This is a genomic window from Kosakonia sp. S42 (assembly GCF_016624785.1).
Classification (GTDB): domain Bacteria; phylum Pseudomonadota; class Gammaproteobacteria; order Enterobacterales; family Enterobacteriaceae; genus Kosakonia; species Kosakonia cowanii.
This window is the reverse complement of the sequence record NZ_JACVTW010000001.1, coordinates 605,906-626,342: the sequence shown is the minus strand read 5'-3', so window position 1 is coordinate 626,342 and position 20,437 is coordinate 605,906. Positions and strand designations below refer to the sequence as shown.

At 56.1% G+C, this 20,437-nt stretch carries 20 protein-coding genes; 9 read left to right on the top strand and 11 right to left on the bottom strand.

Annotated features, from left to right (window positions below; genetic code table 11):
- Positions 1–63: 63 nt before the first annotated feature.
- From bioD to IAE50_RS02955, 3 genes are all read right to left on the bottom strand, one after another.
- The gene (gene bioD, locus IAE50_RS02965) at positions 64–759 is read right to left on the bottom strand and encodes a dethiobiotin synthase (RefSeq protein ID WP_094419969.1); all 696 of its coding nucleotides are present in this window, start codon (positions 757–759) and stop codon (positions 64–66) included.
- A gap of 125 nt (positions 760–884) precedes the next feature.
- The gene (gene mlc / locus IAE50_RS02960) at positions 885–2,105 is read right to left on the bottom strand and encodes a sugar metabolism global transcriptional regulator Mlc (RefSeq protein ID WP_200579511.1); all 1,221 of its coding nucleotides are present in this window, start codon (positions 2,103–2,105) and stop codon (positions 885–887) included.
- A 128-nt stretch (positions 2,106–2,233) separates the two neighbouring features.
- Positions 2,234–3,130 carry a LysR family transcriptional regulator gene (locus tag IAE50_RS02955; protein WP_200133081.1) on the bottom strand — a complete coding sequence of 299 codons (897 nt, stop codon included), beginning with the start codon at positions 3,128–3,130 and terminating at the stop codon, positions 2,234–2,236.
- Positions 3,131–3,252: 122 nt separating this feature from the next.
- Between IAE50_RS02955 and IAE50_RS02950 the strand changes: the two genes are divergently transcribed.
- Complete coding sequence (locus IAE50_RS02950; RefSeq protein WP_200579510.1) at positions 3,253–4,503, top strand: MFS transporter; 1,251 nt, start codon at positions 3,253–3,255, stop codon at positions 4,501–4,503.
- Between the two features lie 66 nt (positions 4,504–4,569).
- Here the strand turns inward: IAE50_RS02950 and IAE50_RS26695 are convergent, their stop codons facing one another.
- Positions 4,570–4,662 carry a KPN_01571 family protein gene (locus tag IAE50_RS26695; RefSeq protein WP_208864599.1) on the bottom strand — a complete coding sequence of 31 codons (93 nt, stop codon included), beginning with the start codon at positions 4,660–4,662 and terminating at the stop codon, positions 4,570–4,572.
- A gap of 133 nt (positions 4,663–4,795) precedes the next feature.
- Between IAE50_RS26695 and IAE50_RS02945 the strand changes: the two genes are divergently transcribed.
- The 3 genes from IAE50_RS02945 (at position 4,796) to IAE50_RS02935 (ending at position 7,950) form a co-directional block, all read left to right on the top strand.
- Positions 4,796–6,280 carry a carboxypeptidase M32 gene (locus tag IAE50_RS02945; RefSeq protein ID WP_200579509.1) on the top strand — a complete coding sequence of 495 codons (1,485 nt, stop codon included), beginning with the start codon at positions 4,796–4,798 and terminating at the stop codon, positions 6,278–6,280.
- 162 nt (positions 6,281–6,442) lie between these two features.
- Entirely contained in the window at positions 6,443–6,838 is a 396-nt protein-coding gene (gene asr / locus IAE50_RS02940) for an acid resistance repetitive basic protein Asr (RefSeq protein ID WP_034814024.1), read from the top strand.
- Positions 6,839–7,119: 281 nt separating this feature from the next.
- On the top strand, positions 7,120–7,950 hold the full coding sequence (locus tag IAE50_RS02935; RefSeq protein WP_200579508.1) for a serine protease: 831 nt from the start codon (positions 7,120–7,122) through the stop codon (positions 7,948–7,950).
- A 1-nt stretch (position 7,951) separates the two neighbouring features.
- On the opposite strand, the gene IAE50_RS02930 is transcribed toward IAE50_RS02935, so the two are convergent.
- The 4 genes from IAE50_RS02930 to IAE50_RS02915 form a co-directional block, all read right to left on the bottom strand.
- Positions 7,952–10,114: a bifunctional diguanylate cyclase/phosphodiesterase gene (locus IAE50_RS02930; protein WP_200579507.1), complete on the bottom strand. Its 2,163-nt coding sequence runs from the start codon at positions 10,112–10,114 to the stop codon at positions 7,952–7,954.
- 97 nt (positions 10,115–10,211) lie between these two features.
- Positions 10,212–10,541 carry a multidrug/spermidine efflux SMR transporter subunit MdtI gene (gene mdtI / locus IAE50_RS02925; protein ID WP_054803877.1) on the bottom strand — a complete coding sequence of 110 codons (330 nt, stop codon included), beginning with the start codon at positions 10,539–10,541 and terminating at the stop codon, positions 10,212–10,214.
- The gene (gene mdtJ, locus IAE50_RS02920; RefSeq protein WP_042717594.1) at positions 10,528–10,884 is read right to left on the bottom strand and encodes a multidrug/spermidine efflux SMR transporter subunit MdtJ; all 357 of its coding nucleotides are present in this window, start codon (positions 10,882–10,884) and stop codon (positions 10,528–10,530) included. Before mdtJ ends, mdtI begins: the two co-directional genes overlap by 14 nt.
- A gap of 398 nt (positions 10,885–11,282) precedes the next feature.
- The gene (locus tag IAE50_RS02915) at positions 11,283–12,353 is read right to left on the bottom strand and encodes an AI-2E family transporter (protein ID WP_042717592.1); all 1,071 of its coding nucleotides are present in this window, start codon (positions 12,351–12,353) and stop codon (positions 11,283–11,285) included.
- A 232-nt stretch (positions 12,354–12,585) separates the two neighbouring features.
- On the opposite strand from IAE50_RS02915, the gene umuD reads away from it, so the two are divergent.
- Together umuD and umuC are read left to right on the top strand one after the other, a co-directional pair.
- Complete coding sequence (gene umuD / locus IAE50_RS02910) at positions 12,586–12,966, top strand: translesion error-prone DNA polymerase V autoproteolytic subunit (RefSeq protein ID WP_042717591.1); 381 nt, start codon at positions 12,586–12,588, stop codon at positions 12,964–12,966.
- Positions 12,950–14,203 carry a translesion error-prone DNA polymerase V subunit UmuC gene (umuC, locus tag IAE50_RS02905; protein ID WP_200579506.1) on the top strand — a complete coding sequence of 418 codons (1,254 nt, stop codon included), beginning with the start codon at positions 12,950–12,952 and terminating at the stop codon, positions 14,201–14,203. The genes umuD and umuC overlap by 17 nt, the downstream gene beginning before the upstream one ends.
- Here the strand turns inward: umuC and smrA are convergent.
- Entirely contained in the window at positions 14,200–14,763 is a 564-nt protein-coding gene (smrA, locus tag IAE50_RS02900; protein ID WP_094419978.1) for a DNA endonuclease SmrA, read from the bottom strand. The genes umuC and smrA overlap by 4 nt on opposite strands.
- A gap of 457 nt (positions 14,764–15,220) precedes the next feature.
- Between smrA and ogt the strand changes: the two genes are divergently transcribed.
- From ogt to uspE, 3 genes are all read left to right on the top strand, one after another.
- The gene (gene ogt / locus IAE50_RS02895; RefSeq protein ID WP_094419979.1) at positions 15,221–15,736 is read left to right on the top strand and encodes a methylated-DNA--[protein]-cysteine S-methyltransferase; all 516 of its coding nucleotides are present in this window, start codon (positions 15,221–15,223) and stop codon (positions 15,734–15,736) included.
- A gap of 209 nt (positions 15,737–15,945) precedes the next feature.
- Entirely contained in the window at positions 15,946–16,698 is a 753-nt protein-coding gene (fnr, locus tag IAE50_RS02890) for a fumarate/nitrate reduction transcriptional regulator Fnr (RefSeq protein WP_023481718.1), read from the top strand.
- A 145-nt stretch (positions 16,699–16,843) separates the two neighbouring features.
- Complete coding sequence (gene uspE, locus IAE50_RS02885) at positions 16,844–17,794, top strand: universal stress protein UspE (RefSeq protein ID WP_094419980.1); 951 nt, start codon at positions 16,844–16,846, stop codon at positions 17,792–17,794.
- A gap of 28 nt (positions 17,795–17,822) precedes the next feature.
- Here the strand turns inward: uspE and IAE50_RS02880 are convergent, their stop codons facing one another.
- Both IAE50_RS02880 and pntB read right to left on the bottom strand, forming a co-directional pair.
- Positions 17,823–18,935 (bottom strand): mechanosensitive ion channel family protein, encoded by a 1,113-nt coding sequence (locus IAE50_RS02880; RefSeq protein WP_200579505.1) that lies wholly within the window; start codon positions 18,933–18,935, stop codon positions 17,823–17,825.
- A 107-nt stretch (positions 18,936–19,042) separates the two neighbouring features.
- A complete protein-coding gene (pntB, locus tag IAE50_RS02875; protein ID WP_094419982.1) occupies positions 19,043–20,431 on the bottom strand; it encodes a Re/Si-specific NAD(P)(+) transhydrogenase subunit beta in 1,389 nt (462 codons plus the stop codon).
- Positions 20,432–20,437: the final 6 nt, after the last annotated feature.

Sequence of the window (20,437 nt, the reverse complement as noted above, 5' to 3'; positions counted from 1 at the left end):
GCACAGGGGGTCACATAGACCGGACAGGCATTAGCCCTGTCCGGCGAACGATCAAAAAAGGACTCAGGCCAGCACGCGATCGGCGATCAGCATGCCGGTGGCCATCTGCAGGTTGATATAGTGGGCGAGGTCGCGCTGTTCCGGGCGCGGCAGGTAAGGCAGCTCGCCCACCAGCGGCGCGGGCAGTTTTTTGCTCAGCACGTTGATGATCTCGGCATAGTGCGCAAGGCCCGGGTTGATGCGGTTTGCTACCCAGCCGATCAGCGGCAGGCCATCGCTGGCGATCGCCTGCGCGGTAAGCAGTGCATGGTTGAGGCACCCTTCCTGAATCCCTACCACCATCACCACCGCCATCTGCTCCTGCACCACCCACTCGGAGAGCGGGCGCAGATCGTTCATCAGGCTGCGCCAGCCGCCGGTGCCTTCGACAACGACGTGATCGACCTGCTTACACAAATCGGCCAGCCCGTTCGACAGCAGGGTGTAGTTGATGGGGCAGCTGTGCGCCACGCTGCTCTCCTCTTCGCTCAGCGCAATCGGATTGATGGCGCTGTAAGGCAGTTCGAGGGAGGAGACACTTTGCAGCACCAGCGCGTCTTTATTACGCAGCCCTTCCGGCGTTGCCTGACTTCCTTTTGCAACAGGCTTATAACCTGCCACCGTTTTGCCGCTGGCAGCCAGCGCCTGGAGCAGCGCGCGGGACGCCACTGTCTTCCCGACAGAAGTGTCTGTACCCGTAACAAAGAAACGCTTAAGCATAAGTAACTCCACCGTTAAGCAACGAAAATATAAACCGGAAATATAATTCAGAGCAGAAAGTCTACGGGAAGTGGTGGAGGCTCAATTTGAGATAGCGCAATTTTTATCGCGACTGGGTAAAAATGTTACCCCTGTAACAAACGAATCAGCAGCGATCCGTTATACATCGCGTCTTTTACCAGCGCGGCACCCGCCATGGTGCCCTGATTGGTGAACTGCGTACTCTCAACGGAGATATGTTGGCTGTACGCCGGTAGCGCCTGCTGGCGAATGCAGTCGGCAATGGTAGGAAACAGCACTTCTGCCGCAAGGCTTAGCGGCGAGCCAATCAATATTTTTTGCGGATTGAACAAATTGACCATGATGGCCAGAATACGCCCGACATTCGCCCCGACGCCGCTGATGATATCTTTTGCCAGCAGATCGCCCTGCTGTGCCGCCTGGCAGAGCCACTCCACTGTTAAGGGCTGCTGGTGCAGCATCGAACTCATCGACTGGCTCATGCGCAGCTGCGCCAGCTCCAGCACACTCTCCACGCTGGCGATGGTCTCCAGGCAGCCGTGGTTGCCGCAGTAGCAGCGCTTGCCGTAGGGATCGACCTGCGTATGGCCAATCTCCACCAGGCTGCTGCTGCCCGCATGTAGCAGGCGTCCATCGGTGATCACTCCGGCACCGACGTTATGATCGATCACCACCTGAATCACATCCCGCGCGCCGCGAGAGGCGCCAAACAGTGCTTCCGCCATCGTCCAGGCACTGATGTCATGCTGCACATAGACCGGCACGCCGGTATGGGCCTCCAGCGCTTCGCCGAGCGGCATCTCCTTCACGTCCTCATAGAAAGGCATGCGGTGGATAATGCCATTTTCCGTATCAATAATGCCCGGCAGCGTGATAGCGATCGCCGTCAGCCGCTCAAGCTTGTGCTGATGGCGGGTAAAAAATTGATCGATTTGGGTAATGATGCGGGTGAGCAAGGGTTCGGCGGCGGTTAAGGGAAGATCGAGACGATCCTCGACCACCAGCTTGCTGCTTAAATCGCGCAGGGAGAGAAAAATTTCGCCACGACTAATACGCAGCGAGAGGTAGTGCCAGGCTTCGGTTTCGACCACCAGCCCGACCGCCGGACGCCCGCGGCTGCCCGGCTCCTGGATCTCCGTCTCCTGCACCAGATGGGCTTCCAGCATTTCGCGCACAATTTTGGTGATGCTTGCCGGGGCCAGCTGCGCTAACCGGGAGAGGTCGATACGCGAGACCGGGCCAAGCTGGTCGATGAGGCGATAGACTGCGCCCGCATTGGTCTGCTTTATTTGATCAATATGCCCCGGCTGGCTATCAGCGACCACCTCATACTCCCTTATTTTCGCGCTTCGAAATAAACATTCGGCTATGGTGAAACACTTAACGGCTGTCGTCAAATATTTACCCATGCTTGTGATTTAACGCACATTTTGCCCGCCGTTATGGGCGAAATTCAGCCGTTTGCCGCGTCAAGGAGCTGCTGTTTGAAACGCGCCGCCCCTGCCCCCTGCTCCTGGTGTTTTGACCACACCAGCCACATCTCCGAGACGGCATCCTCTTCCACAATCGGTATCCAGCACATCTCGCTGAGCTGAACACGGTGAAACGAGGCGGGCAAAATCGACACGCCAAGCCCTGCGGCCACCAGGCCGATAATGGTCATCGCCTCGCCCACCTCCTGCGCGATGCGTGGCGTCAGCTGGTAGCGCCGCATCAGGCTGAGGATATCGTCATACAGGCCGGTACCGACATGGGGATCGAAAAAGACAAACGGCTCCTGCGCCAACTCGTGCAGCGAGACGGCCGTGCGTGTTGCCAGCGGGTGGTTACGCGGAACCATCGCCAGCAGCGGCTCGCGCAGGATCACCTCCCACGCCAGCGTCTCCGGCAGCGGGGTGTTTCGCATCAAACCGAGATCCAGCGTTCCCTCATTAAGTGGCGCTATCTGTTCGCGGGTATTGATCTCTCGCGTCTGGATATGCACATCCGGGTAGCGCTGGCGAAAGGAAGAGAGGGTATCTGAGACCGCTTTAATAAAGGGCGCGGAGGAGGTAAAACCAATGCGTAACTCGCCTGTTTCCCCCTGGTGCAAACGTAGCGCACGGGCGGCGGCTTCATCCACCTGGTTTAAGATCTGCCGGCTGTCGGCCAGAAACTGGCGTCCGGCCGGGGTCAATGAGACGCTACGATTTGTGCGGGCCAGCAACCGCGCGCCGACCTGCTGTTCGAGGATCTGAATTTGCTGGCTCAGGGGCGGCTGCGAGATGTTCAGCCGCGCGGCGGCATGACCAAAATGGAGCTCTTCCGCAACGGCGATAAAGTAACGCAGGTGGCGCAGTTCGATATTCATTGATATGTATAACGACTTAGTTGAGATAATTAATATATTAGACAGAATATTGCCGCTTTCATACCCTTACGCCGTGGTAAGCCCGTCCCCGTAATGACGGGCCAAAAAGGTAAGGATCTCAAGTGAGTCGTACAACAACGGTTGATAGCGAACCGACACACATCGTTAACGAAAAACCCGTCGCTCAGTCCGGGCAGTTTATTAAACGTGGTACTCCCCAATTTATGCGCGTCACGCTGGCGCTCTTCTCCGCCGGGCTTGCGACCTTCGCCCTGCTCTACTGCGTTCAGCCTATCTTGCCGGTGCTCTCCCATGAGTTCGGTGTTTCGCCCGCCAGCAGCAGTATCTCCCTCTCTATTTCTACCGCCATGCTGGCGATTGGCCTGCTGTTTACCGGGCCGTTATCAGATGCAATCGGGCGCAAAAATGTGATGGTTACCGCGCTGCTTCTGGCGTCGTGCTGCACGCTGCTCTCGACAATGATGACCAGCTGGCACGGCATTCTGGTGATGCGCGCGCTGGTGGGGCTCTCCCTCAGCGGCGTGGCGGCAGTCGGTATGACCTACCTGAGTGAAGAGATCCACCCCAGTTTTGTCGCCTTCTCGATGGGGCTTTATATCAGCGGCAACTCCATCGGCGGCATGAGCGGCCGCCTGCTGAGCGGTGTTTTTACCGACTTCTTTAACTGGCGGGTGGCAGTGGCGGTGATTGGCTGCTTTGCGCTGGCTTCGGCGCTGATGTTCTGGAAGATTTTGCCCCCCTCGCGCCACTTTCGCCCCTCCTCTCTGCGGCCAAAAACGCTGCTGATCAACTTCCGTCTGCACTGGCGCGATCGCGGCCTGCCGCTGCTCTTTCTCGAAGGCTTTTTGCTGATGGGGTCGTTTGTCACGCTGTTTAACTATATTGGTTATCGCCTGATGCAATCCCCGTGGATGCTGAGCCAGGCGGTGGTTGGCCTGCTTTCGGTGGCCTATCTGACCGGCACCTGGAGTTCGCCAAAAGCGGGCGCGATGACCAGCAAATATGGCCGCGGCCCGGTGATGATCGCCTTTACCTCAATCATGCTGCTCGGTTTACTGCTGACGCTCTTCTCCTCGCTGTGGGCGATCTTTATCGGCATGCTGCTCTTTACCAGCGGTTTTTTTGCCGCACACTCCGTTGCCAGCAGCTGGATTGGCCCCCGCGCTAAGCGCGCCAGAGGCCAGGCCTCGTCGCTCTATCTCTTCAGCTACTATCTTGGATCGAGCGTGGCAGGAACCTTAGGCGGCGTCTTCTGGCACAGCTATGGCTGGAACGGCGTCGGCGGGTTTATCGCGGCGATGCTGGTGCTCGCCCTGCTGGTCGGCACACGGCTGCACGCGCGTCTGCGCTAGCGCGTATAAGGAAGGCAGGCCCTGCGCAAGCGGGGCTTTTTTATTGCAATGTAGTGCGGAAAAGGGCTAGAAAAGCGCGAAGACGGAGCTTGCGCCCATCAACTCCCGCACAGCGTCAAGCGCCATTAAACTGCAGATCACCCAAATGAAAGGATTCATGGTTTTTTGCTGTGTTATGCGTTTATTGGTCAAATGAATGTGTTCTCTATTATGGTACAGATTTTAACATTAGCCGCAGAACTACTATTTTTGGGCGTTCGGGTTAATAAAATGCAAAAAAATCAGAGGCATTATGGATAAGCAGAACTATCAACAACTCACCCGTACCTTCCTTCGCCTGTCACGTTTCTCACATCTTGCCGCCGTTGCCGGCTGGGATATGTTCGCCATGATGCCGCCGGGCGGCAGCGCCGCGCGCGGTGAAGCGCTGGCCGAGCTGAGCGTGCTGCGCCACCAGATTTTAACCAATCCGCAGGTCGGCCAGTGGCTCTCCAGCGCCGGTCAGGAAGATCTCAACGACGTTGAACAGGCTAACCTGCGTGAAATGCAGCGCCACTACGATGAAGCAGCCCTGCTGCCGGAAGCGCTGGTGGAAGCTCTGTCGCTGGCGGGCAGTAAATGTGAACACGCCTGGCGTACCCAGCGCCCGGCCAATGACTGGGCGGGCTTCTCCGCCAATCTGAAAGAGGTGGTGAAACTCACCCGCGAAGAGGCGAAGCTGCGCGCGGCGGCGAAAGGCTGCTCGCCCTATGATGCCCTGCTGGATAAGTTCGAGCCGGATATGACCAGCGCCCGCCTTGATGAGCTGTTTGGCGAGGTCAAAAGCTGGCTGCCGGATCTGCTGAAACAGGCGGTAGAGAAACAGGCGCAGCAGACGCTTATCGCCCCGCAAGGACCATTCCCGATTGCCGATCAGCGTGAGCTGGGTTTGCAGGCGATGAAGACGCTCGGTTTCGATTTTAACGGCGGACGCCTTGATGTCAGCGCCCACCCCTTCTGCGGCGGCGTGCCGGAAGATGTGCGCATCACCACCCGTTACGATGAAAATGAGTTGCTGAGTGCTCTGTTCGGCGTGGTGCATGAAACCGGTCATGCCCGCTATGAGCAGAACCTGCCGCGCAGCTGGCCGGGTCAGCCGATCGCGCTGGCGCGCTCCACGGCGATCCACGAGTCACAGAGCCTCTTCTTTGAGATGCAGCTTGGTCGCAGCGAAGCCTTCCTGCGTCGCCTGGAGCCGGCGATTATTGAGCGGTTCGGTATGCAGCCTGCCTTTGAAGAGCACAACTTTATCGCCTGGAACCAGCGCGTGAAGCCGGGCTATATTCGCGTTGACGCCGACGAGGTGAGTTATCCGGCACACGTTATTCTGCGCTATGAGATCGAGCGGGCGTTGATCGACGGTGAGATCGAGGTCGACGATATTCCGGCACTGTGGAATGAAAAGATGCAATCCTGGCTTGGACTATCGACCGAAGGCAACTATCGCAACGGCTGTATGCAGGATATCCACTGGACCGACGGTGGCTTTGGTTACTTCCCCTCGTACACGCTGGGCGCAATGTACGCCGCACAGCTGTTCCACGCCGCGCGTCGCGCGCTGCCGGGCCTTGAAGAAGCCATCGCCGCCGGTGATTTCAGCGCGCTGTTTGAGTGGCTGCGCCAGAACATCTGGCAGCACGGCAGCCGCTTTAGCACTGCCCAGCTGATTGCCAATGCCACCGGCGAGCCGCTGAACGCGGACTATTTCCGCCAGCACCTTACCCGCCGTTACCTCTAATCCTCCCGCGCCGGAGCCGCTTTCCGGCGCGTTTTCCCCCGCTGTACATTCCGTTACACGCCGATACCAATCACTCACGGAAACGCTTCGATAACAGGGATATAGTTCTTTCAACGGCCCCGCAGTGGGGTTGAATGAAGAAACCAATTCGAGGATATCGGAATGAAAAAAGTATTAGCTCTGGTTGTTGCCGCTGCAATGGGTCTGTCTTCTGCTGCTTTCGCTGCTGACACCGCTGCCACCTCTCAGGCTCCGGCTGCTGCGCCGACCACCACCACCGCAGCTCCGGCTGCTGCTGACACCAAAGCAGCTCCGGCGAAGAAAGTTCACCACAAGAAACACAAAAAAGCCGCTGAGCAGAAAGCTCAGGCTGCTAAAAAACAGCACAAGAAAGCCGCCGCTAAACCGGCTGCTGAGCAGAAAGCCCAGGCTGCTAAAAAGCACCACAAAAAAGCAGCTGCTAAACCGGCTGTAGAGCAGAAAGCCCAGGCTGCTAAAAAACACCACAAACACGTAAAACACACTGCTGCTAAACCGGCTGCACAGCCGGCTGCATAAGCCACGTGTCTGTAACCGGCGCTCCCCATGAGCGCCGTGCTAAAACGCGGCGCTGAGCCCTTCGGGTGAAGCGCCGTTTTTCTCTGGAGGCCTGAGCATGCTGCGACGTTATCGTTTTGAAGTTATCCTGATGATGTTAATTCTCTGCGCGCTTATCGCCCTCCGTTTCTATCTTTATTGATGTAGCACGCTGATTTTACTCCCGCTTTCTATGCGTCCCGTCTATATTTATTACTCATGGCTCGACCTTAATAATCATAATTTCCCCACCTGAGAGTACTATGCGAAGAACCGTTGTGCTGTTGCTGGGACCGCTGCTTTTGTTTTCCGCTGTTGGACATGCTGATGATGGCGATGAGGACGCGGTTAGCGCCAGGGATATAAAAACCCTCTTTTTTGGGCATGACGATCGTGTCCGCGTTGCGTCACCGACCACCGCACCGTGGGATGCGATAGGCCAGCTTGAGACCGCCAGCGGCAATCTCTGCACCGCCACACTTATCTCCCCGCATCTCGCCTTAACCGCCGGGCACTGTCTGCTGACGCCGCCGCGCGGCAAAATTGATAAAGCGATAGCGCTGCGTTTTGTGTCGCAAAAAGGGATCTGGCGCTATGAGATCCACGGTATTGAAGGGCGGGTTGATGCCTCATTAGGTCGACGCCTGAAGGCCGACGGCGAAGGGTGGATTGTCCCCTCCTCGGCCGCCTCATGGGATTTTGGGCTGATCGTTTTGCGCTATCCCCCCTCCGGCATTACGCCGCTGCCGCTGTTTAGCGGCGATAAAGATGCGCTTACTGCCGCGCTGAAAGCCGCCAACCGCAAAGTGACGCAGGCAGGTTATCCGCAAGATCATCTGGATAATCTCTTCAGCCACCAGGATTGTATTGTGACGGGCTGGGCGCAGAGCAGCGTGCTGTCGCATCAGTGCGATACGCTACCGGGCGATAGCGGTTCACCGCTGATGTTAAAAACCGATGAGGGCTGGCAGCTGATCGCCGTGCAAAGCTCTGCCCCGGCGGCAAAAGATCGCTGGCGCGCCGATAACCGCGCGATTGCGGTGACCGGTTTTCGTGACAAGCTGGACGCGCTGGTCAGCGATACGGTGCAGTAACTCACTCCTGCCGCTGGAGAGGCTGTTGTAACAGCCTCTCCAGCGGCATCGGCGCGCTAAAGTAGAAGCCCTGCAACTGATCGCAGCCCGCATCACGCAGCAGCGCCATTTGCGTTTCGTTTTCCACCCCTTCCGCTACAACCTGCATCCCCAGCGCGCTGGCAATGCGGATGGTGCCGCTTACTAATGCTGAGGCCTGCTCATCGTTATCCACTAATCCGGCAAGGGATTTATCAATTTTGATGGTGTCGAAATTAAAGCGCCGCAGGTAGCCGATGCTGGAGTAACCGGTGCCGAAATCATCGAGCGCGACCGCCGTGCCCAGCGCTTTTAAGTTGGCAATCGCCGCCTGCGCGCGCTCCGGGTTCTCCAGCACGTACGTTTCCGTCACCTCCAGTTGCAGGCGCTGCGCCGGAAAGCGGCAGGTCTCCAGCACCTGAGCGACTTTGTCTTCAAACTCCGGGTCGCGAAACTGCGCGGGAGAGATATTGACCGACAGTTTGAGCCCCGCGTGCGGATAGAGATCGCGGCAGGCGCGACGCAGGACAAACTGCCCCAGCGCGTAAATCAGGCCGCTGGTTTCAGCAATCGGGATAAACTCGTCCGGTTTCAGCTCGCCATCCGGACGCCGCGGCCAGCGCGCCAGCGCTTCAACGCCGCTCATCTTGCTGCTGCGGGCATCGATTATCGGCTGATACCAGACGTCAAACTCCTCCCGCTCCAGCCCGTCGCGAATATCGTTTTCAATCATCAACTGCCGCTCGCGGGCGCTGTTTAGCGCCGCGTCATAGTGCGTCATCCGCGCTTTGCCGCACATTTTCGAATGGTACATGGCGATATCAGCCCGGCGGAACAGCTCAGAGCTTGAGCACTCCACCAGCGTTCCGCTGGCGATGCCGATGCTGGCGCTGATATGCAGCGAACGTTTGCCAATGCGCACCGGCGCGCAGAAGTAGTCGAGCACCGTTTGCGCAAAGTCGGTGGCTTTTTCAACCGACCACGGCCCGCTCAGGGTCATGGCGAACTCATCCCCGCCCATGCGCGCCAGCATGCCGTCGGTCGGCACTTTTTCCTGCAACGTCTGCGCAATGGTGACGATCAACCGGTCACCCACGTCATGACCATAGATATCGTTCACATCTTTAAAGCCATCAAGATCGATAAACACCACGCTTATCAGATCGCTGTTGCCCCACTCGCTCCACTGATCTAACTGCTCAATCAGCGCGCGTCGGTTAGGCAGACGGCTGAGCCAGTCGGTTAGCGCGATGCTGCGCGCCAGCTTCTCCCCTTTTGCCAGCTTATAAAGCCCGGCGCTGCTGAGCACGATAAACAGCAGGATAAGACCCGAGGCGAGCATCGCGATCTGGCGGATATCGGCTGCCGCCGCGTCTGCCGCTTCCGCACCCGGAAAGTGCGGCTTCCAGCTCATATAACCAAGGAATTCATCGGCGGAGCCGTGCAACGGCATGCTGCTTCCCTGCGCGTTTTGCGGCGCCAGGCGCAGGTTCTGGATCTGAAAGGTGCTGCCCAGTTCGCTGAGCAGTTCATCATCAAGATGACGGGTCATCACTAAGTAACGCCGCGCGCTGCCCTGCTTATCAAGCCGGCCCGACACCGGGCGGATCAGGCCAATGCTGACAAACGCTACTCCCCGGTGCGTGCGGGTGATACCGGCGAAAATGTCCTTACCCTGCTGTAGCGCCGCGGCATGGTTGCGGATAAGCGCCGCCAGCCCGTCGCCAAAAAAGGCGAGATTGCGCTCGGTAAAAGGCTGACTGCGAAACGCGCCCCATACCACTGCAAAGTGCTCATCCAGCACAAAGGTGCCGTCATAGAGATTGTCGACTTTAAAGCCCGCGCCCCAGGTGTTGTAGAGCCAGCCGGTGTCCATCGGCGTGCGGTAGACGACGCGCACCGCCTCATCCCACACCGCATTATCGAGGCCGAGAGATCGCATCCTGTTGACCGAAGTCTGAATCGCCCCCTGCACGGCGAGTGCCGCGCGGTGCTCATCGATTTCATTCGCTTTACTACTAATCAGGTGCAGTGAGAGATAGAGGAGCGCAACGACGGAGATGATTAAGCCAGCTCCCGCCAGAAAAATCATCACAAAGAGCGTTCTTGCTGTGGGGATATTGCGCCAGCTTAGCGGATTGAGCATCGACGACCCTTACTGGTGTCCCGTAACGTTTGTTATTGTCCTCTAAGCGTAATACAGCCCACAAATTTCGTTGCCCGCAAACGCGGGCAATATCACATCAGGCAAGTTTTATCAGCATCATCCCGATAAGCAGCAGCGCCAGGCCGATCCAGCCTTTGCCATTGAGGCGCTGGCCGAAGAGGATCCAGCCGGCGGCGAGCGTCGCCACGATACCAAACCCGCCCCACAGGGCGTAGGCGACGGAGAGATCGATCCCCTTTACCGCCTGCGACAGCGCGCTGAACGCCGCCAGCACTGCCACTAACGATCCGCAGCCATAGAGTTTGCGACGAAAGCCGTCAGAAAGTTTTAAAAAGATGTTGGCAACAATTTCCAGAATAATGGCCATCGCCAGCCATAACGCGTGCACCCACTCAAGCAGTAACATGACCCTGCTCCTGACGTGGGGCCTTACGCGTGCCGGACTTGATCAGCACAATACCGAGCGCCAGCGTCACCAGACCCGCCGCTTTCAACGGTGAGAGGGGTTCATCAAACAGCAGCACGCTAAACAGCGTAATAATGGCAATACCAATACCTTCCCATAATGCGTAGGCCACGCCGAGGGCGATTTTTTTCACCGCAAACGCCAGGAAAATATAGGAACAGGCGATCATCACCAGCATTAAAATAAAACCGCTGTGGCTGTCGTTAATACTTGCCCATTTCATAGATAGCGTGCCGGTTATTTCCGAGGCAATCGCCAACGCTAATAAAATCCAGTAAATCATATTTTTTCTCCTGCTTGAGAATAGAGATCATTGCGATTTACCGCATAGCGGAAAACCGTAAAAAAATTAACAGTTGCGCACAGGGCGCCGGATCGGGCAGGAGAGGACTACAGCGCAGTGCGCCAGTATTGTTCGCCCGCAGGCGGGCAGCAGAAGGGGGCAGGAAGTGAAAAACAGGGGGTAAGACTACTGAACCGAATGTCCATATTTTTACAATTTACCGCGCGTTGCTTCTCTTCGTGGCGGTTAAAAATTGTCCTCAGTTGTTGTACATGCCTTATATTTAGCACAAGCTAAGATTTTACTCAAAGTATTTGCAATTCTTTACCGCTCGTCGAATTAATTAAACGCAGGCTAAATGAACGGCTGCCGGTTTATTTCCGGCAGCCTGTTACGTTTTATTCCTGCGGCGTATTAAGCGCATTGGCACGCGCTTCTGCCAGCAAGTTCCAGGAGGAGATAAACAACCCTGCAATCAGTGGCCCAAGCACGAAGCCATTGATGCCAAAGAATTGCAGACCGCCAAGGGTGGTCAGCAGGATCAGGTAGTCCGGCATGCGGGTATCTTTCCCCACCAGCAGCGGACGCAGCAGGTTATCTGCCAGCCCGACCACAATCACAAAGTAGAGGGTCAGCAGCGTGGCGGTGAGCAACTCGCCCGTGGAGTAGAGGAAGATCACCGCCGGAATCCAGATAAGTGCGGTACCGACCGCCGGGATCAGCGACAGGAACGCCATCAGCGCCCCCCACAGCAGGCTGCCGCTCAGGCCAGCGAACCAGAAGCCAATCCCGCCCAGCGCGCCCTGCGCAATCGCCACCACCAGCGTCCCTTTTACCGTCGCGCGCGCCACACCGGCAAATTTCAGGAACAGACGGCGTTTGATTTTGGCCGACAGCGGCATCACCTCGTAGATTTTCTTCACCAGCGCGGCGCCATCTTTCAGCAGGAAAAAGAGCAGATAGACCATCAGCGAGAAGCTGATGGTTAATCCCAGTGTTCCCTTACCGATAATCACCGCGCTACCCGCCAGATAACGCCCGACGCTGAGCGCAACACCCGAGAGTTTTTCGCGGATGGCGTCCACCGAATCGAAATTGTTTTCGCGCAGCGCATGTTTTGCCCACTCCGGCAGGTGCGCAATGCCGTTACTTAACAGCTGCGGCAGATCCGTCGCGTTAGTTTGCAGACGCTGGTAGAGCGCGTTGATCTCTACCGCCAGCGACGAGAGCACGATCATCATCGGGATAAAGACGAGGATGCAGATCAGCAGCACAGTAATCAGCGAGGCGATACCGTTCCGCCCGCGCAGGAGCATAGTGAGCTTTGTGCGCAGCGGATAGAAGATCAATGCCAGGATCACCGCCCAGATAATGGCGGAGTAGTAAGGCTGGATCAGGGTGAAAAACGCCACGCTGACCAGTAATAACAAAATGGTAAAAAAGAAGTTGTTGCTCTTGAGCGTTGTCATGCGGACCGTCCAATGGAAAGATTCTCACTAAGTGTAGTGTCTTACCCTTTGATTGCAAAAGCATTAACCGTCAAAACGCGCAGCCCGCCGCGCAAACGCTGAAAATGATTGTGCAAAAAATTGCCAATATCATCAGGATCTTTCAACGATCCTGCCTCCAGGGGGTTGATCCTTTCGTGCGAACAACGATACTGTATTTATATACAGTAATAATAAAAGATCGACACCCATTATGACTACCAGCGCTTTTCCGAGTCCGGCTGCGGACTACATTGAAGATGCGATCGACCTGGTGAGCAGCCTGATCGCCCACCCGTCGGCCACCTATGTAATGCGGGCGTCCAGTGACGCCATGTGCGGGGCGGCGATCCTGCCGGGTTCGTTGTTACTGGTCGATACCAGCCTGCAACCGGGCGATGGCGATATTGTTGTCGCCCGCCTGTTAAGCGGTTTTATGGTAAAGCGGCTGAGGCTGCGGCCTTATCCGCAGCTGGTGGCGGATAACCCCGCTTATCCGGCGATCAGGATCGAAGAAGAGGAAGGCGCGCATATAGTTGGCGTCGTGACGACCGTGATCACTTTGCCGCCCCGCCATCATGTACGCGCTCGTTGATGTGAATTCGTTCTACACCAGTTGCGAGACCGTCTTCCGGCCCGATTTAACCGGTAAGCCGGTAGTAGTCTTATCCAATAACGATGGCTGCGTCATCTCCCGCTCGGCTGAAGCCAAAGCGCTCGGCATTACGATGGCTGACCCCTACTTCAAGCAGAAGGCGCTAATGGAGCGTCACAATGTGGCGGTGTTCAGCAGTAACTACGCACTGTATGGCGATATGAGCCATCGGGTGATGACGCTGCTGGAGGAGCTTTGTCCGGCGGTAGATATCTACAGCATCGATGAAGCGTTTGTAGATTTAACCGGCATTCCACAGCTGCGCGAGTTTGGGCGTACCCTGCGTAATGCCATTTATCAGCGCACCATGCTCACCGTCGGTGTCGGCATTGCGCCGACGAAAACGCTGGCCAAGCTGGCGAATAACGCCGCGAAAAAGTGGCCGGAGGCATCGGGCGGCGTGGTCGATCTGTCGCGCCAGCCACAGCAGATAAAGCTGATGGCCGCCCTGCCGGTAGGCGAAGTGTGGGGAATTGGTCGCCGTCTGAGCAAGCGGCTGGAGGCGATGGGCATTGATACCGTGCTCAAGCTGGCGCAGAGCGATTTATGGCTTATCCGTAAAAACTTCAGCGTGGTGCTGGAGCGAACGGTACGTGAACTGCGCGGGGAACCCTGCCTGGGATTTGCCGAGTTCGCACCGGCGAAGCATGAAATCATCAGTTCGCGCTCCTTTGGCGAGCGCGTCAGCGACTACGCATCGGTGCGCGAAGGCATCTGCACCTGGGCGGCGCGGGCCGCTGAAAAGCTGCGTGCGGATCGTCAATATTGCCGCTATGTCGGAGCTTTTATTAAGAGTAGCCCGCACGATGATGATGAACCTTATTACAGCAACAGCGCAGGCATTCGTTTACTGACGCCAACCCATGACACCCGCGATATTATTGCAGCGGCAACGCGTAGCCTGGATATTATCTGGAAGCAAGGGCCGAGATATCAAAAAGCGGGCGTTATGCTGGGGGATTTTTTTAGTAAAGGCGTCGCGCAACTTAATTTATTCGATGAATTTACTCCGCGCGAAAATAGCGAATCACTAATGAATGTTTTAGACACGCTTAATAAGAAGGGAAATAAATTATGGTTTGCCGGCCAGGGCGTCACGCCAGGCTGGAAGATGAAGCGCTCCCTGCTCTCCCCCGCCTGGACCACACGCTTAGCGGATGTTCCGCTTGTCGGCTAGCGGCTGCGCTTGGCGTGCCGCTCCCAGTTCTCCTGCTTTGCCTGCTCGGATTTGCGCAGGGCGACATAGCATGCGCCGCTGCCGCCGTGGTGCGGTAACGCCGGGCAGAACGCCTGCACATCCTCAAACTCCGGCAGCCAGCGCGCCAGGTAGCTGCGGATGATATTGGCGTGCGAGGTCTCGTCGCGACCTTTTCCGTGAATGATCAGCACATTGCGTAGCCCATCTTTACGGCTCTGATGCATAAAGCTAAACAGCATCTGCCGGCACTGCTCGACGGGCTGGCGCAGCAGGTTCAGGCTCGCCTGTTGGGTATATTTGCCCAGCCGCAGCTTATCGAGCACGCCGATTTGCAGCCCTTCGCGGCGAAACTCCAGCGGCGTATCAAGCGCTACCGGGTCAAGAAAGCCGGTGGTCAAAAAATTATCGAGTTGCAGGGTGTCAATGCGCTGCAAGGGTCGGGATTTATGGCTCGGGTGCCAGTGCACATCGGCACTGCGTTTCAGGGGTTGGACATCCTCCATGGCGTCAAGAAACAGCGATTTTTCATCCGGGTTCATGGGGCAGTCCTCCAGCAACATCTGCTGAAGTACTATAGCTGGCGCAGGAGCGCTTCTCAATGCTGCGGGCAAATTATGCGTAGGCTCAAGGTGTTATAAAAACGGTATAACGAGGCGTCTCTTTATACCCTGCACCTCTGTTAAATAATCGTGAAATTAATCACTAATTAAAACTGGCAATAATTATTATGGCCGCTATAAATATAGGGAAGGCGCAAGGATCGCGTGCAAAAAATAAAGATTGGATGCTCAGTTTGTGTGTACTCTGGAGCCTGACGGATGTCGGCAGGCTCTATTTTTTTAATTAATAAACGTTAGTAACCTTATATTTTCTCCGCCATTTAACTCTTAAGGGTTATTTCCTTATTGAAGGCTCAAGCTACCACCCTTTCAGGGTATGGTGAGGCGCTTTTTTGTTTGCTAAATTATCGCCGCTATTTAGCGATAAGGACGCCCGATGCTCACCCTGCTTGAAGATAAAATCTCCACCCCGCTTGGCCCGCTGTGGATCATCTGCGATGAGCAGTTTCAGCTGCGCGCCGTCGAGTGGGAAGAACATGATGCCCGGATGGTTGAACTGCTTAATATTCACTATCGCCGTGAAGGGTATCAGCGCGTGGCTTCGCAGAACCCTGGCGGGTTGAGCCAAAAACTGCAGGACTATTTTGACGGCGATCTGGCGGTGATTGATACCCTGCCGACCGCAACGGGCGGAACCCCTTTTCAGCGTGAAGTGTGGCAGATGCTGCGCACCATTCCCTGCGGTCAGGTAATGCATTATGGTCAACTGGCGACCATTCTTGGCCGCGCGGGCGCGGCGCGTGCCGTGGGTGCGGCGAATGGAGCCAATCCGATTAGCATCGTCGTCCCCTGCCATCGCGTGATCGGCAGTAATGGCATGCTCACCGGCTATGCGGGCGGCGTGGCCCGTAAAGAGTGGCTGCTGCGCCATGAACGTTACTTACTATTGTGAGAAAACAGGTCTGTTTAGTATGTATTTCATGTACTTCGCTCGCTAAAGCCTTAGTGAATTGGTGGAAATTCAATAACATGAGACAAAGTAAGTCTTTACCGTTTCGCTCCACTGTTTCATTTATGGTGAATTGACGTTTTGCCAGGCTTACGTGCGCCATAAAAAGATGTTAAAATTGACCAATATCAATTACGGCGTAGAGCAGACCTATGATCCCGGAAAAGCGAATTATTCGACGCATTCAGTCTGGCGGTTGTGCTATCCATTGTCAGGATTGCAGTATCAGCCAGCTTTGCATCCCCTTTACTCTTAATGAGCATGAGCTGGATCAGCTCGACAATATCATTGAGCGTAAAAAGCCCATCCAGAAAGGTCAGACCCTGTTTAAAGCAGGCGACGAGCTGAAATCGCTCTACGCTATCCGTTCTGGCACCATCAAAAGCTATACCATCACCGAACAGGGTGATGAGCAGATCACCGGGTTCCATCTGGCGGGCGATCTGGTGGGCTTTGATGCCATCGGCACCGGTCATCACCCGAGCTTCGCTCAGGCGCTGGAGACCTCAATGGTGTGTGAGATCCCGTTCGAAACGCTGGACGATCTCTCCGGTAAAATGCCGAGCCTGCGCCAGCAGATGATGCGTCTGATGAGCGGTGAGATCAAAGGCGATCAGGATATGATCCTGCTGCTGTCGAAGAAAAACGCGGAAGAGCGCCTGGCGGCGTTTATCTACAACCTCTCCCGTCGTTTTGCGCAGCGTGGTTTCTCGCCGCGTGAATTCCGTCTGACCATGACCCGTGGCGACATTGGCAACTATCTGGGCCTTACCGTTGAGACCATCAGCCGTCTGCTGGGTCGTTTCCAGAAGAGCGGTATGCTGGCGGTGAAAGGGAAATATATCACCATCGAAAATGGCGATCTGCTCTCTGAGCTGGCGGGCCACGCCCGTAACGTTGCCTGAGTTTTACCCCCACCTTTTGCCTTTTTGCCGGGTCATTACATTTTTCTGATTTATTGATCCGGCAAAAGGTTTCCGCTGTTTCATTCAGCTTATATGGGTTATCTTTTACTGTCAGAGAGTGGTGACAGATGTAAGGAGACCCTGTATGGCTAAGTATCAGAATATGTTGGTCGCCATCGATCCTAATCAGGACGATCAACCCGCATTACGACGTGCCGTGTATTTGCATCAACGGATTGGCGGTCGGATCAAAGCATTTTTGCCGATTTATGACTTCTCATACGAGATGACCACCCTTCTGTCCCCCGATGAGCGAACGGCGATGCGCCAGGGCGTTATCAGCCAGCGCACCGCATGGATCCGCGAACAGGCGAAATACTATATCGACGCGGGTGTGCCAATCGACATCAAAGTGGTGTGGCATAACCGTCCTTTCGAAGCGATTATTCAGGAAGTGCTCTCCGGCGGCCACGATCTGCTGCTGAAGATGACCCACCAGCACGACAAACTGGAATCAGTAATTTTCACCCCGACCGACTGGCATCTGCTGCGTAAATGCCCTTGCCCGGTGTGGATGGTAAAAGATCAGCCGTGGCCGGAAGGCGGTCGCGCTGTCGTTGCTGTTAACCTTGCCAGCGAAGAGATCTATCACAACGCGCTGAATGAGAAGCTGGTGAAAGAGACCCAGCATCTGGCTGAGCAGGTCAACCATACTGAAGTGCACCTCGTCGGTGCCTATCCTGTCACCCCCATCAATATTGCGATTGAGCTGCCGGAGTTTGATCCGAGCGTCTATAACGACGCCATTCGCGGCCAGCACCTGCTGGCGATGAAAGCGCTGCGGCAAAAGTTTGGTATCGATGAGAAAATGACCCATGTCGAGAAAGGGTTGCCGGAAGAGGTGATCCCGGACCTGGCGGAACATTTACAGGCCGGGATTGTGGTGCTTGGCACCATTGGCCGCACCGGAATCTCCGCCGCGTTTCTCGGCAATACCGCAGAGCAGGTGATCGATCACCTGCGCTGCGATTTGCTGGTTATCAAACCGGATGATTACCAGTCGCCCGTTGAGCTGGATGACGACGAAGACGACTAAGCAAACAACCCGCCGCGAGGCGGGTTTTTTATACTGCCGGTTGTTCACTCTGCGGCTCTGCTGACGGCGTTTCTACCGCCAGCCCTCCTTTCACCACCACGCACGGTATCGCCAGCTCAATCCCTTCTGCCGCCAGCTGCTCCATGATGCGGATATTGATCTCCTGCTGAATATCCATGTAGGTGTTGTAATCCGCCGAGTTAACAATGTGCACCACTTCAAAGTTGAGCCGATCGGTACCAAAGCCGAGGAAGTGGGCGCGATCGAAACGCGTATTGCCCACGTCGGTGATGATGTTTTTTACCATCTCGCCCACTTTGCGCAGCTTATCCGGCGGCGTGGTGAGCGCCAGGCCAAAAGTGAAGACGATACGGCGCGTCTGCATACGCTTGTAGTTATGCAGCGTTTGCTGCAACAGGATGGCGTTGCCGCAGACAATCTGCTCCCCGCTCAGGCTGCGAATACGGGTGGTTTTAAGACCAATATGCTCAATGGTACCGGCAACGTCGCCGAACACCACAAAGTCGCCGATCTCAAAGGGCTTATCGAAGCCGATGGAGAGCGAGGCAAAAACGTCGCTCAGAATGGTTTGTACCGCCAGCGCAATGGCGATACCGCCTACCCCAAGACTCGCCACCAGCGCGGTAATATTGACGCCGACGTTTGCCAAGATCGACAGCAGCATCATCGTCCAGAGCATCATGCGCAGCAGCAGACCGGCAATCACCATGGTGACCGGGTTTTTGCTGGTATTAGGCGAGTACATCAGGTGGCGCATCCACGACACCACGCCCTGATCAAGCCAGAGCGCGATCTGGATCGCCAGCACTAAAAACCAGGCATGCCCGAGGGTGTTAAAGAGGTGATCGGGAAGGTCGACGAAGCGCAGGCTGAAGAGTAACGCCGCGACAAAGAGCAGGAATCTGCTGGTGCGGCTGAGCATATCCACCACCACATGCTGCAATGTGCCGACGCCGCCCTGCTTTTCACTCCAGCTACGCGCGCCTTTCAGCACCATTTTCAGTAAGTGGGTGAAGAGCCAGTAAACCACCAGCGTCACAATCACCACCGTACCAAGACCAATCCAGAATGAGGGCATCATCAAGATGGATATAAAGTCAAAACGTGACAAAAACGTCATCCTTCCTCCTTATAAAAAGATCAAGCAAGAAGTATAGACGCTCTGACAAGCCTTACTGCGGGCAAAAAAATACCGCTCCGAAGAGCGGTATCGTTAAGCAGTAAACCTTACAGCGCTTTGAGAATGGCATCGACGCTGGCTTTGGCATCGCCAAACAGCATCTGCGTATTCTCTTTAAAGAAGAGCGGGTTCTGCACGCCGGCGTAACCGGTGTTCATCGAACGTTTAAAGACAATCACGTTCTGCGCCTTCCACACTTCCAGCACCGGCATACCGGCGATGGGGCTGCGCGGATCGTCCTGCGCCGCCGGGTTAACGGTGTCGTTCGCGCCAATCACCAGCACCGTGTCGGTATCGGCGAAATCATCGTTGATCTCATCCATCTCCAGCACGATGTCATATGGCACTTTTGCTTCCGCCAGCAGCACGTTCATATGGCCCGGCAAACGCCCGGCGACCGGGTGAATACCGAAACGCACTTTCACGCCGCGGGCTCGCAGTCTTTCGGTAATTTCCGCTACCGGATACTGCGCCTGTGCCACCGCCATCCCGTAGCCCGGAGTGATGATCACCGAGTGGGAGTTTTTCAGCAGCTCCGCCGTCTCTTCAGCGTTGATTTCGCGGTGCTCGCCCGCCTCCTCTTCGCTACCGCTGGAGGAGCCGTCGGTGCCAAACCCACCGGCAATCACGCTGATAAAGGAGCGGTTCATCGCCTTACACATAATGTAGGAGAGGATTGCCCCGGACGAACCGACCAGCGCGCCGGTGACGATCAGCAGGTCGTTGCTGAGCATAAAGCCCGCCGCCGCCGCCGCCCAACCGGAGTAGGAGTTAAGCATCGAGACCACCACCGGCATATCCGCGCCGCCAATCGACGCCACCAGATGCCAGCCAAATACCAGCGCAATGATGGTCATCAGCAGCAGCGCCAGCACTTGCAGGCCAACGCTTTCGGTGCGTACAAACACCAGCAGCAGCACAAAAGAGACCACCAGCGCGGCGAGGTTCATCTTGTGACGATTCGGCAGCATCAGCGGCTTCGAGGAGATTTTCCCACGCAGCTTACCAAACGCGACAATCGACCCGGTAAAGGTGACGGCACCGATAAAGATACCGATAAACACTTCGGTGAGATGAATATTGACCAGCACCGGATCCATACCCGGGTTGTGGTCGAGGTAGCTGTTGAAGCCCACCAGCACCGCCGCCAGGCCAACAAAGCTATGCAGCACCGCGACCAGCTCCGGCATTTCGGTCATTTCAACACGCTTCGCCAGACGCATGCCGATTGCGCCACCGATGATCATCGCCAGCAGGATCCAGGCGACATTCCCTGCATCCGGACCAAAGATGGTCGCCACCAGCGCGATCGCCATCCCGGCGATACCGAAGTTGTTACCCTGCTGGGAGGTCTCATGCTTTGAAAGCCCGGCCAGGCTGAAAATAAACAGGATCGCGGCAACAATGTATGCAGCTGTAACTAATCCACCAGACATTTGTTA